This window comes from Acinetobacter sp. MF4642 (assembly GCF_002018925.1).
In the GTDB taxonomy this organism is placed as follows: domain Bacteria; phylum Pseudomonadota; class Gammaproteobacteria; order Pseudomonadales; family Moraxellaceae; genus Acinetobacter; species Acinetobacter johnsonii.
In genome coordinates, this window is sequence record NZ_MVON01000037.1 from 14,631 (window position 1) to 27,407 (window position 12,777).

Consider the following 12,777-nt stretch of genomic DNA (forward strand, 5'->3'; position numbering starts at 1 on the left):
TTGAGGGATAGAACGTAGAATGCTATTCAATATTTTTCTAGATGGTCAAAAAAATTAAAGTGAAAACCTGCATTTATTCAATCTTTGAGGAAAATATTGTATCAATTTCACGAAAAGAGGTGACTTTTAAAAATATCCTGTTATACTCCGCCCACGCACTAAATTTCGTTCATTACCTGAACATTCTCTTCTATCATTGTGTATGCGCGTCCGGTCCAAAGAGAGGACATTATTTCGCGCCCCACCCAATCGCTTAAGCGATTCCTTCAGGTTGCGGCTGTAATCAAATGTGCGTTATACGCATCGTCGTTCTCGGATCGCCGCTGATTCTATATTTTCAGCGATTATTGCTGTGCCGCTTTTTGCCGATGTCCATCAGACCATATATTTAATGGAGCACCCATTTTTCGGGTGAAATACTCTATGAGCAAAACTTTTGCTGATTTTCCTTTACATGAATCGTTACAACAAGCTTTACAAAGCTTAGGTTTTACTTCTCCTACGCCTGTACAGGAACAATCGATTCCTGCAGCTTTGGAAGGTAAAGACCTTTTAGTATCTAGCCAAACAGGTTCAGGTAAAACTGCAGCGTTCTTACTTCCAACGTTAAACGCACTTGCAGCACAAGAGACTTTCGTTCCGTTCAAAGAACGTATGAAAGCAATTACACAACCGAATATCTTGGTTCTTTGCCCAACTCGTGAGTTGGCGCAGCAAGTAAGCCAAGACGCGATTGGTTTTGTCCGTCATATGAAAGGTGCACGTATTGCAGCGATCATGGGTGGTATGCCGTTTGGTAAGCAAATCCAACAGTTAAAAGGTGCACAAGTTGTTGTTGCGACTCCAGGTCGTTTACTTGACCTTGTAAACCGTCGTCAAATTAAATTAGACCAAGTTGATGCGCTTATTGTTGACGAAGCAGACCGTATGCTTGATCTAGGTTTCTCTGAAGACTTAGAAGCAATCAGCGATCTTGCTGCAAACCGTAAACAGACTTTAATGTTCTCTGCAACATTTGCTGGTCGTATCATTACACTTGCTGAACGCATGATGAATGATCCACAACGTATTGCAATCGAAACTGGTCACTCTACGAATACTGACATCACTCAGACTTTACACTGGACTGATGGCTTTGAGCACAAGAAAAAATTACTAACGCATTGGTTAAGTGCTGAAGACGTAGATCAAGCTGTTGTATTCGCTTCTACTCAAGAAGACACCGATATGTTGGCTGAAGAATTGGCTGAAGCAGGTTTATCAGTTGTAGCACTTCATGGTGCTATGCCACAAACTGTTCGTAACCGTCGTTTACGTAGCATCCGTGAAGGTCGTGCAAAAATCTTAGTTGCAACTGACGTTGCTGCACGTGGTCTTGACGTACCAACTATTTCACACGTAATCAACTTCGGTCTTCCAATGAAGAACGAAGACTATGTACACCGTATTGGTCGTACAGGTCGTGCGGGTCGTACTGGTAAAGCAATCACTTTAGCAACTTACCGTGAACGCGGTAAAATCCGTGCTTTAGAAGATTTCTTAGATGCACGTTTGAATGTATCTGAAATTGAAGGTCTTGAGCCATCTCCACCTCCTGCACGCGGTAGTCGTGATGGCGGCGGTCGTGGTCGTGATGGCGGTGGTCGTGGTCGTGATGGCGGCGGTCGTGGTCGTGGTGGTTTCGGTGGTCGTGATGGCGGCGGTCGTGCTCGTTTCGAAGGTGAGTCTAACTTTAAACGTCGTGAAGGTGGTGATGACCGTCCACGTCGTAGCTACGATGACAAACCTCGTGGTGATCGTCCAGCATTTGGTGGTGAAGATCGTCCACGTCGTGAGTTTAATAATGATCGTCCACGTCGTGAAGGCGGTTTCGGTGATCGTCCACAACGTTCTTTTGATGACCGTCCAAAACGTGATTTTGGTGATCGTCCAGCGCCACGCCGTGAAGGTGGTTTCGGTGATCGTCCGCAACGTTCTTTTGATGACCGTCCAAAGCGTGAATTCAACTCTGATCGTCCACGTCGCGAAGGCGGTTTCAACGATAAGCCACGTTTTGACTCGAATGATGACAACCGCGGTAACCGTGTAGACTACAAACCACGTCGTGAAGGTTCTTTTGGTGACCGTCCAAAACGTGATTTTGGTGATCGTCCAGCGCCACGTCGTGAAGGTGGTTTTGGCGACCGTCCACAACGTTCTTTTGGTGATGACCGTCCAAAACGTACTTTCGGTGGTGAAGACCGTCCTAAGCGTACTTTTGGTGGCGAAGACCGTCCGAAGCGTGAATTTAATTCAGATCGTCCACGTACTGAAGGTGGTTTTGACCGCCCACGTCGTAAGTTTAACGACTAAGTCTGAATGAATAAAAAAACCAGTGGAAACACTGGTTTTTTTGTCTGAGGCTGTAAAAAAATAAATTAAAATGTATACTGAGTCATATTTTAATTGTATTGATAATAATGATGCACAATAATGGGGTTGAATCAATCGCCACACTCTCTGACGTGAAAGAGGTCAATATGGCACATTATCTCGGACTCTTTTTGCTTATTTGCAACATTCTTTTCTTTGTCTATAGTCGTTATGGATGAAGTAATTCATCTTATTTAGTTTGTTTTCGCAGTACAAATAAATATAAATACAACCAACTGAAATCAATTCGTGCACAAAATTAGACACGGAATACGCTAACATATCGTTTTTTAATCCTTTATAGTATGCATGCTGAAAAAATGCAGGAAAACGCACAGCTATGAATAATCAAGCGCCTCTGACTGCTCAAGCCCTCATTGAGGTCAAAGATCTGAGCTTTAAGCGAGGGGAACGTGTCATTTATGATCAGGTCAATTTAAAAATTCGACAGGGTCAAATTACGGGCATTATGGGACCATCGGGTACAGGTAAAACCACTTTACTGCGTTTAATTGGCGGTCAATTGACCCCTGACCAAGGTGAAGTGCTTTTTGATGGGCAAAATATTGCGAAAATGTCACGCAAAGAGTTATTCGCTGCGCGTGCGCGTATGGGCATGCTTTTTCAAAGTGGCGCATTGTTTACCGATATGTCGGTATATGAAAATGTGGCCTTTCCGATAAGAGCACATACCAAGTTACCAGAGCATTTACTGTCAGAAATTATATCTTTAAAACTAGAATCTGTCGGTTTACGTGGCGCAGAACAGATGATGCCTTCTGAGCTCTCAGGCGGGATGAACCGTCGTGTGGCTTTGGCACGTGCAATTGCGCTAGATCCTGAGCTGATCATGTACGATGAGCCATTTGCAGGACAAGATCCAATTGTGAAAGGTGTACTGACACGTCTGATTCGATCATTGCGAGAAGCTCTTGATTTAACAACAATTATTGTTTCACATGACGTGGCTGAAACCTTATCGATCGCAGACTATATCTATGTTGTTGCTGAAGGTAAAGTGCAAGGTGAAGGCACGCCTGAACAATTGCAGGCGAATGCTTCTCCGTTTGTTAAACAGTTTTTAACAGGTGCAGTTGAAGGGCCTGTCGATTATCAATTTAGCCATAAGGCATATCTAAATACTGAGGTGCAAGCATGAATGCGATAGCACTCTTAGGTCGACGCGTGATTGAACGGGTTCGCGGCATTGGTGTTGCCAGCCTGATGTTATTACAAATTTTATTTTCGATGCCCACTGCTTTAGGTGTTCGGTTATTTGTTTACCAAATGTACCGTGTTGGGGTGTTATCACTGCTTATTATTGTGGTGTCAGGGCTATTTATTGGCGCGGTACTGGGCTTACAGATGTATAGCATCTTGGTGACCTTTGGTAGTGAAGCGATGCTGGGTACAGCAGTTGCGTTAACCTTACTTCGTGAGTTAGCACCTGTAGTTGCAGCATTGCTGTTTGCAGGTCGTGCAGGTTCTGCATTAACGGCTGAGATTGGCTTAATGAAAGCCACAGAGCAGCTGTCCAGTATGGAAATGATCGGGGTTGATCCACTTAAACGAGTAATCTCACCGCGACTTTGGGCCGGTATTTTCAGTTTACCGATGTTGTCTGTCATTTTCGCTGCGGTGGGGATTATGGGTGGTAAAATGGTAGGGGTAGACTTCTTGGGTGCAGATGAAGGTTCTTACTGGAGTGGCATTCAAAGTAGCGTAGAGTTCTATAAAGATGTCCTGAATGGCACCATCATTAAAAGTTTTGTTTTTGCTTTAATTTGTACATGGATTGCGGTGTATCAAGGCTATGCCTGTGAACCGACATCTGAAGGTATTGCGACATCAACCACACGCACTGTGGTGTATTCATCGCTCTGTGTTTTAGGTTTTGATTTTGTGTTGACTGCGGTCATGTTTGGAGGTGTTTAATGAAATCACGTGCAAGTGAGCTGGCAGTCGGCATATTTGTCATTTTATTCGGTATCGCGTTGTTTTTTATCGCGATGCGTGTGAGTGGCTTGGTGGGATCGAATCTCAGTGATCGCTATGAAATGAGTGCAACCTTCGATAACGTAAATGGTTTAAAACCACGTGCTAAAGTGACGATGAGTGGGGTAAAAATTGGTCAAGTCGATCAAATAAGCTTAGACCCTGTGACACGTTTAGCGACCGTTTCTTTTTCTTTGGATGGTAAATTAACGACCTTTAATGCAGCACAACTCAAAGAAGTTGAAAAGAATGCACTTGAAGAGCTTCGTTACAGTAGCGACTATACCGCTGCGGATGCTGCGCAACAAAAAGAAATGGAAAAGCAACTTATTGCGAACATGAAGTCCATCACCAGCATTGATGAAGATGCTTATATTATGGTGGCAACCAATGGTCTGCTAGGGGAGAAGTACTTGAAAATTGTTCCAGGGGGTGGTTTGAACTACGTGAAACGTGGTGAAAGCATTGGCAATACCCAAGGCACAATGGACCTAGAAGACTTAATTACTAAATTTATTACGGGCGGTGCAGGTAAATCGAAAGATGCTTCAGCAACAACTGAGCAACCTGAAACCGCTGAAACAGCAGATGCCAACGTGTCATTTGTTGAATGATTTGAAGAGGACCAATTGTAGTGAATACTTTATTGAAACAAACACTGACAGCTAGCATTTTAACTACAATGTTTGCAGGTACTGCTTTTGCAGCACCAAGTGAAGCACCGCCTGCTTTTGTTAAAAAAGTGGCAGATGGCTTGATTGCGCGTTTAAAAGCGGATCATGCCAAGCTACAAAACAACCCAGCTGCTGTGAAAACGATTGTTCGTCAAAACTTAGACCCGTATGTGGATTCACAAGCGTTTTCTCGTATTGTGATGGGGACTTATGCAACCAATCAGTACAGTACAGCTGCACAACGCGCGAAGTTTGAAAATAATTTCCGTGAAACACTGATTGAAAACTACGGTACTGCATTTGCGAAGTTCAGCAATCAGACATATACCATCCGTCCGTATAAAGAAACCAATAGCAAAAACCCTGTGGTGACGATCGACTTTAATAACAAAGGCGAAAAAATCCCAGTGTCTTTCCAGTTGGCGGATAAAGGCAACCAATGGAAAATCCGTAATATCAATGTGTCGGGTATTGACCTTGGTTTACAGTTCCGTAATCAGTTCGCGGCAACAGTTAAACGTAATGGCGGCGACCTAGATAAAGCGATTGCAAACTTCCAACCTGATGCAGAAGCTGCGGTTGAAAAGAAAAAATAAGTAGGTGAAAGGTGATTAACTTTAGCAATCAGGAAATGCAGCTTTCAGGTCAGATTACATATGACAATGCTGAAAGCTACTATCAACAAGGTCTAAAGGTGATTCAGTCACAGTCTTATCCTGTGGTGGTGAATCTGGCCCAGCTTGAGCATGGTAGTACACTAGCACTGGCAGTATTGGTGCGTTGGTTGCGTCAAACACCCGATGCACATAGTTTACATTTTAAAGCTGTACCTGAAAAAATGATGAAGGTAATTCAAGCCTGTCATTTACAGGATGACTTAAAGTTAATCCCTTAAGTAAAAAAAAGCACCCTAAGGTGCTTTTTTTATATGTTGCGTTTCTTAAATCTATGAGGAAAAGCCGTGTTTTAAAGTGTACTCAAATCCATTTCTTCCAGCGGAAGTAAATGAGCGGGCCAATCAGGAAGGCCATTAAGATTAGGCTTACCACAATAAAACTGGTGCCGCCTTTGGCAAAAGGCAACACATCGGTGTTCATGCCGTAAATACTGGCAATCAGCATTGGTGGAGCGAGCATACTGGGTAAGATAGAGAAGCGACGAATCGTGTCATTCTGCTCGGTGTTAATGAAGCCTGAGGTGGTGTCCAGTAAGAATCGCACTTTTTGGAACAAGAAGGCATCATGCTCAACCAGTGAGCGAACGTCTTCACTGAGCTCTCGAATATCCGCATCATAAATATGACTACCTAAAGCACGCGGGCGTGATAAAAAGGTCAGTACACGGCGTAAGTCAATCAAACACAGCTGTGCTTTTCCAAGCATATCTTCCAAGTGTGCCAGACGGGTAATCATGTCATCTAAGTCGAGAATCATCTCGCGGTGACGGTTATTCAGTACTTCTGTGGAATACTTTTCCAAGTCCTTGTGGATATCTTCTAAGATATCCGCAAGCTCGTCCAGCTTCGCCTCGAGTAAACCGAGTAAGATCCACGTTGGATCTTTATAGTCAATTTCGTAGTCATTGCGGCGCGCACGCGCACGAAAGGCACGGAACGCCACCAGTTTTTCCCCGCGAAGGGTAAAGAGACGCTCTTTATGCAAAATGAAAGCGACAGTTTGTACCGTGGCAAGGGCACCGCTGCTTTCTTCAGGCTCACCATCGACTTGATAGTTTTTATTTTTCGTTAAAAAATACGTACTGATATGCAAAATACCGTCGTCATCACGGTAGAATCGAGCTGAAGATGAAATGTCTTCGAGTGATTTTAGCGTAGGTAAATTTTGTTCATATGCATCTAAAATCCACTGTTGTTCTTCTTGGGAGGGAGCAATAAGGTCAAGCCAGACCAAATCGGGCTGAAGATCGAAATCGCCATTAATGGTGATGTCTTCTAAGCTACCGCGCTCTGTGGCGTAAAAGGCTTCAAGCATGCCGTCTTTCTCCTTTGCGCAGTAATGGTTGAAGTGGATGGGTGTATTTTAGACAAGGATTGCAATAAAAACACTGATCGAATGGTTAAATTGCTAAAAAATATCCATTCATTTTAGTGAAGTTGCATGACAATTAAATATCAGAGTAAAAAATGACAAATTCAATTGCGATCTTTTGTGGTTCCGCATTAGGTTCAGATCCAATCTTTTCCGAAACAGCACGTCAGGTTGGACACACCATTGCAGAACAAGGCAAAACCTTGGTGTATGGTGGTGGTCGTTCGGGCTTAATGGGTATTGTGGCAGACAGTGCTTTAGAGGCAGGTGGTCAAGTGATTGGCGTGATTCCACACGTGTTGGTGGATCGTGAGTTGGCGCATCAAGGCCTGACCGAGTTACATGTCGTCAAAGATATGCAAGAACGGAAACTGAAAATGTCAGCTTTGTCGGATGGATTTATTGCAATGCCTGGCGGCGCAGGGACTTTAGAAGAAATCTTTGAACAATGGACGTGGGCGCAGCTCGGTATTCATCTCAAGCCGAATGCCTTTTTAAATGTAAATGGCTTTTATGATGATTTACTTAAATTTCTAAAGATGACCACCGACAAAGGTTTTACCCATGCACGTTTTACCGACAGTCTGATTGTGTCGGATTCGGTGAAAGCCATTTTAAAGCAGATGGATCAATTCCAAGCACCTGAACCGAAGTGGGGCATGGTTGATCCTGAGTTGTTGGATGTCAAAGCATGAAGGCGATTACGGTCGCTGCGGCTATTATTGTGAATGAACAGCAGCAGCTTTTGTTGGTGCGTAAGCAGAACACCGCATGTTTTATGCAAGTGGGCGGTAAGCTTGAGCCCAATGAAGCACCTGAGCAAACCATGCTGCGTGAGATTTGGGAGGAAATTGGAAGTGATGCGACGATTGAACAGTTTGTCGGTCGCTTTGAAACAGCCACTGCCAATGAGCCTGATTTTAAATTGGTGAGCTATGTTTACCACGTTCAGCTTCAGCAAGCGCCGCAAATTGCGGCTGAAATTGCAGAAATGAAATGGGTTACTTTGAATGACCAGCAGACTGCACTTGCACCGCTGACCACTGAGGTGGTCATGCCATGGGTGCGCGAACATTTGCTGATTGACGTAGTCTAATTATTCAAGTGCATAGGCAATACATGCGGCGCTGACTTTATGACAACCTAATTGTTCAAGTTGTAAAGTCAGGGCCTGAATCGAGCTGCCTGTGGTCACGACATCATCCAAAATCAAAACACGTCGGTAACATTTTGCATATTGGCGTTGCTGTGGATCAATTTTAAATTGCTGCTGAATGTGATCTAAGCGTTCTAGTCGACTGAGTCCTTTTTGCGAATGTTGATGTAGCCGAATCACAGGTTGCCAAATGGGAACATTTAGCTGCTTGGCTAAGTCTTTGGCGAGGATCATTGATTGGTTATAGCCACGTTCGGCTAAACGCTGGCTCGAAATCGGCATTGGAACAATTGCTTGCACTTTAGGGAAGCGAATTTGCTGAAGAATGCCAGACAGTAGAGGCTGCCAATGCAGTTGTTGTTCATATTTGAACTGCTGAATAAGATGATCTAAAGGATATTGATAATGTCCCGCCACATGAATACTCAGCTCTTGTTTTTCAATGGTCTGTGGATGCAGTGGGAGTTGTTGCCAGCAATCCAAACAGACCGAATGTAGATCTGCGCGTACAATGCCACACAACTGACAGGGCTGTGCTCTGTGTAGCAACTGTTTGGCAGTATGTAGCAGATGACTAAACATAGGCATAGCGTGGTGCTTCAGGCAGCCAGCGTTTCAGTAAGGCTTCAGCATTTTGTGGATAGTCTTTTAAAATCTGAGCTGCGACAAAATGGGCTTGATTGAGCAAATGATCATCGCGTTCTAGTTTCGCCACACGAAAGCCCATATCACCCGTTTGTTTGGTACCGAGCAATTCACCAGGGCCACGAATTTCCAAATCTTTTTCGGCAATTAAAAAGCCATCATTGGTTTCCCGCATGACGCGTAAGCGTTCTTGTCCATTTTGAGACAGCGGGCTTTTATATAACAGAGCGCAAAAGCTAGCCTTGGCACCTCGACCAACACGGCCACGTAATTGGTGTAATTGAGAGAGTCCTAAACGTTCCGCATTTTCAATCACCATGATCGAGGCATTTGGTACATCGACTCCCACTTCAATCACTGTGGTCGCAATTAAGAGTTGTAATTCATTGGTTTTAAACTGTTGCATCACTGTTTGTTTTTCATCAGCCTTCATTTTGCCATGTACGAGGCCAATGTTGAGTTCGGGGAAACGTTCTTTAATTTCTAAATAGGTTGCTTCAGCGGCTTGAGCATCTAAGGTTTCAGACTCTTCAACCAAAGTGCAGACCCAGTAGGCTTGTTTGCCTTCTAGACAGTTACTGGCAATGCGCTGTAGTACTTCTTCACGGCGGTCGAGTGGAATGGTCACGGTTTGAATTGGCGTTCGTCCGGGTGGAAGTTCATCGATCACGGACGTGTCTAAGTCTCCATAGGCAGACATGGCTAAAGTTCGTGGAATCGGCGTTGCGGTCATGACCAATTGATGTGGGGTCATATTCTGCGCACCTTTATTACGCAGGGCTAAGCGCTGATCGACCCCGAAGCGGTGCTGCTCATCAATAATCACCAGCCCGAGTTTGGCAAAGTGAACATTGTCTTGAAACAAGGCATGCGTACCCACCACCAGATGCGCCGTGCCATCGACAATGGCTTGTTCGGCTGTGGCACGGGCTCTGCCTTTTTGTTTACCTGAAAGCCAAGATACACTGAGTCCCAAAGGCTCAAACCATTTTTTAAAATTGAGATAATGTTGTTCCGCCAAAATTTCAGTCGGTGCCATTAACGCCACTTGCCAACCTTCTTCTAAGACATGGCAGGCTGCGACGCCTGCGACCAAGGTTTTGCCTGCACCGACATCGCCTTGAACCAAACGTAACATCGGTTTATTGAGTTTTAAGTCTTGTACAATTTCTTTGGAGACACGCTTTTGTGCATTGGTCATTTCAAAAGGCAGACTGCTGAGCAGTTGTTTGGCAAACTGACGACTGGCAGAAATACGTGGTGCTTCAATCTGTTGGATATAGGCACGACGGCTTAATAGACTGACCTGATGCGCAACCAATTCTTCAAAAATCAGTCGTTGCTGGGCAGGATGTGAGCCTTGGCTCAATTGCAGCATATTGGCATCGACTGGAGGGTGGTGGATGTAGTCCAACGCTTGTTTAAGTGCATAGCCATTGGTAAATTTTGCGGGCAGCAGTTCAGGTAAATCATCACTGTGTTTAGTGAGAGCCTGTTTGATGTATTCACGAAACTTAGGCTGAGTGAGACCCTCTGTGCTGGGGTAAATCGCAGTCAGTTGGGTTTGTGGTAGTGGCGTATGCTCTGTAATGAGTTGAATTTCGGGATGATACATTTCTAAGCCACGCGCACCCACACGGACTTCACCAAAAATACGCAGACGGTTGCCAACCTTTGCGCGATCCGTTAAGCCTTTATAAATATGGTAAAAACGCAAAGTCACTTTGCCAAAGTCGTCTTGCAGTCCAATCGCCATCGATTTACGTTTACCCGGCGGGAAGTCCACGCCTTGAATCGTTCCTTCGAGTAGGTAGCTACGCCCAACCGTTAATTGGTTCATGGGGATGATCGTGCTACGATCTTCATAGTCTCGTGGCAGATGAAACAGCAGATCATCTGTAGTGAAGAGATTCAACTTTTCAAGTAGTGCAGCAGAGGCAGCTCCGACCCCCTGCAACTGATGGACTGCAGCCATGTCCCCTCAACTTTGTCTGTGATTTGGTGCTAAATGCATATTTTATTTATAGGTTATGGTAAAACATCTCAGCGTGTTGCTAAACAGTTATTTCAGCAAGGCCACCAAATTACCACAATTAGTCGAAGTCTGAAATCAGATGATTGGGCTGAGCATTTGATTCAAGATATTCAACAGTTGGATTTGTCCCAAGTCGCACCGATTGATGCCGTATATATCTTACTCTCGCCTGAGAGCAGTACGGTGGAGTCGTATCAGCGAATTTTTGTAGACTCGATTGCACCCATGCTACATGCCTTAGAAAGTCATCCTTTAAAAAAAGTGATCGTGGTTTCTTCCACACGTGTTTATGGTGAAAGTGCAGGCGAGCGAGTTGATGATGACACTAGTCCCCAACCGAGCGATGCGCAAGGGCAGGTGCTATTGAACATGGAAACTTTGTGGCAACAGGCTTATCCCTCTGAATGTGTGATTGTACGCCCAACAGGCATTTATGGAACCTCAGTTACTCGTATGATTAAACTTGCGGGAACCACAAAATCTTATCCAAAACTGCATTGGTCAAACCGAATTCATGTTGATGATTTGGCTGCTTTTCTAGCGCACTTGCTTCACGTGGAACATACAGAAAAATCTTACATTTGTAGCAATAGCCAGCCGTTGCCTTTACATGAAATCATGCAATGGTTTCAACAACAGTTAGGACTGCCAGTTTTGGTTTTGGAAAGTGATGTGCCATCAGGCAAGCAAATTTATGCTACGCGGATGCAGCAGATGAATTTTGAATTACAGCATCCACATTGTTTTGATGATTATTTGGCGTTGTTAGCAGAGTGTGAGTCAAAATAATTTTCTACTCTCACTAATGAAAAATGTGAAACGTAGCTAAGAAAATGGCTATAGGACGTGAAGAATCATGAAAAACCTGTTCAAGTACGCTGAACCCTAGAATCGATTTGACTAAGATGTTGATGCTTATAAAAAATTAAAGAATTTAGTATAAGGTGTATTATGTTAATTTTAAAAGTATTGATAATCCCCTAAATTATGTACTACTCAAAATTCAAAAAAATGATGATAGGAAAAAGATGAGAAATTATAAATTTTATCTAATGTTTATTTTATCGACATTGATACTTATTATTTTTATAACATCATCGCCACTATTAAAAAATAAATTTTTTTTAATGACTCATAGTAATTGGGTTAAAGTTAATAATTTTAAGATTATAGAAACATATACTTATTGTTCAAGTGAACCTTGGAGGAGGGGCATCGATAGAGCTGCTTATCGATACATCAAGTATGAATACTCTTTTGATAAAAGGAAATATATTGGAGAAAACGAAAAACTTTTTGGAGTATATAGAATCAATCTTTTAGACAACTGTGAAAAACTTAAAGAAAAAAATGAAGTGCTATGGAATGAATACAATAAGAATAATTATCCATTATATGCAAATATAAGTAATAGTAAAATACTAATTTCAAATGATTTATTTAAAATTGGTACATCTTCATTTTTATCTATACTATTTGAAATACAAGGAGTAATTATTACTATAGTTATAGTTGTTTGGCTTTGTTGCACAAAGATTTGAAATGCAAAGCGCCCCTAATTGAGCCAAATTTAAGGCGTAACTTGGGTAAGTGGTCGACCTAATTCCGTAAATCTGTTAAGGACTGCTACACGTGCATGGATCTCATTCACTTGGCTATCAAAACTCCTTGCACTGAGTTTATCTCCTAATAATTTGATGCAATGCATCTTAGTTTCAACCAAACTTCGCCGATGATAGCCTGACCATTTTTTCCATAGTGTCCTGCCTAAACGTTTAATTGTTCGAAGTAATTCATTTCGCTCTAGCGAGC

The 12,777-nt window shown here is 43.2% G+C and carries 14 protein-coding genes; 10 read left to right on the plus strand and 4 right to left on the minus strand.

Features of this window, described 5'->3' with window-relative positions:
- Positions 1–423: 423 nt before the first annotated feature.
- The 6 genes from MF4642_RS14650 (at position 424) to MF4642_RS14675 (ending at position 5,976) form a co-directional block, all read left to right on the plus strand.
- Positions 424–2,352 carry a DEAD/DEAH box helicase gene (locus MF4642_RS14650; protein ID WP_078426686.1) on the plus strand — a complete coding sequence of 643 codons (1,929 nt, stop codon included), beginning with the start codon at positions 424–426 and terminating at the stop codon, positions 2,350–2,352.
- Positions 2,353–2,752: 400 nt separating this feature from the next.
- On the plus strand, positions 2,753–3,571 hold the full coding sequence (locus MF4642_RS14655) for an ABC transporter ATP-binding protein (RefSeq protein WP_004691369.1): 819 nt from the start codon (positions 2,753–2,755) through the stop codon (positions 3,569–3,571).
- Complete coding sequence (gene mlaE / locus MF4642_RS14660; RefSeq protein ID WP_004691368.1) at positions 3,568–4,347, plus strand: lipid asymmetry maintenance ABC transporter permease subunit MlaE; 780 nt, start codon at positions 3,568–3,570, stop codon at positions 4,345–4,347. The genes MF4642_RS14655 and mlaE overlap by 4 nt, the downstream gene beginning before the upstream one ends.
- The gene (locus tag MF4642_RS14665; RefSeq protein ID WP_004691366.1) at positions 4,347–5,021 is read left to right on the plus strand and encodes an outer membrane lipid asymmetry maintenance protein MlaD; all 675 of its coding nucleotides are present in this window, start codon (positions 4,347–4,349) and stop codon (positions 5,019–5,021) included. The genes mlaE and MF4642_RS14665 overlap by 1 nt, the downstream gene beginning before the upstream one ends.
- 20 nt (positions 5,022–5,041) lie before the next feature.
- Positions 5,042–5,677 carry a phospholipid-binding protein MlaC gene (locus MF4642_RS14670; protein WP_004691364.1) on the plus strand — a complete coding sequence of 212 codons (636 nt, stop codon included), beginning with the start codon at positions 5,042–5,044 and terminating at the stop codon, positions 5,675–5,677.
- 11 nt (positions 5,678–5,688) lie between these two features.
- Entirely contained in the window at positions 5,689–5,976 is a 288-nt protein-coding gene (locus MF4642_RS14675; protein WP_004691363.1) for a lipid asymmetry maintenance protein MlaB, read from the plus strand.
- A gap of 82 nt (positions 5,977–6,058) precedes the next feature.
- Here MF4642_RS14675 and MF4642_RS14680 read toward each other — a convergent pair whose 3' ends face one another.
- Positions 6,059–7,072, minus strand: a complete 1,014-nt coding sequence (locus tag MF4642_RS14680; RefSeq protein ID WP_004691361.1) for a CorA family divalent cation transporter — start codon at positions 7,070–7,072, stop codon at positions 6,059–6,061.
- 152 nt (positions 7,073–7,224) lie between these two features.
- Here MF4642_RS14680 and MF4642_RS14685 point away from each other — a divergent pair, with 152 nt between their 5' ends.
- Positions 7,225–7,824 (plus strand): TIGR00730 family Rossman fold protein, encoded by a 600-nt coding sequence (locus MF4642_RS14685; RefSeq protein ID WP_078426687.1) that lies wholly within the window; start codon positions 7,225–7,227, stop codon positions 7,822–7,824.
- Complete coding sequence (locus tag MF4642_RS14690; RefSeq protein WP_078426688.1) at positions 7,821–8,225, plus strand: NUDIX hydrolase; 405 nt, start codon at positions 7,821–7,823, stop codon at positions 8,223–8,225. The genes MF4642_RS14685 and MF4642_RS14690 overlap by 4 nt, the downstream gene beginning before the upstream one ends.
- Here MF4642_RS14690 and MF4642_RS14695 read toward each other — a convergent pair whose 3' ends face one another.
- Together MF4642_RS14695 and recG are read right to left on the minus strand one after the other, a co-directional pair.
- A complete protein-coding gene (locus MF4642_RS14695; RefSeq protein WP_078426689.1) occupies positions 8,226–8,873 on the minus strand; it encodes a ComF family protein in 648 nt (215 codons plus the stop codon). It abuts the gene before it with no gap.
- Positions 8,860–10,905 carry an ATP-dependent DNA helicase RecG gene (gene recG, locus MF4642_RS14700; protein WP_078426690.1) on the minus strand — a complete coding sequence of 682 codons (2,046 nt, stop codon included), beginning with the start codon at positions 10,903–10,905 and terminating at the stop codon, positions 8,860–8,862. The genes MF4642_RS14695 and recG overlap by 14 nt, the downstream gene beginning before the upstream one ends.
- A gap of 33 nt (positions 10,906–10,938) precedes the next feature.
- Here recG and MF4642_RS14705 point away from each other — a divergent pair, with 33 nt between their 5' ends.
- Both MF4642_RS14705 and MF4642_RS16845 read left to right on the plus strand, forming a co-directional pair.
- Complete coding sequence (locus MF4642_RS14705; RefSeq protein WP_078426691.1) at positions 10,939–11,754, plus strand: NAD-dependent epimerase/dehydratase family protein; 816 nt, start codon at positions 10,939–10,941, stop codon at positions 11,752–11,754.
- Between the two features lie 239 nt (positions 11,755–11,993).
- Complete coding sequence (locus MF4642_RS16845; RefSeq protein WP_153041801.1) at positions 11,994–12,506, plus strand: hypothetical protein; 513 nt, start codon at positions 11,994–11,996, stop codon at positions 12,504–12,506.
- Between the two features lie 29 nt (positions 12,507–12,535).
- On the opposite strand, the gene MF4642_RS14715 is transcribed toward MF4642_RS16845, so the two are convergent.
- Positions 12,536–12,777, minus strand: a 242-nt coding sequence (locus MF4642_RS14715; RefSeq protein WP_161489512.1) for a transposase, incomplete at its 5' end; no start/stop codon positions are given.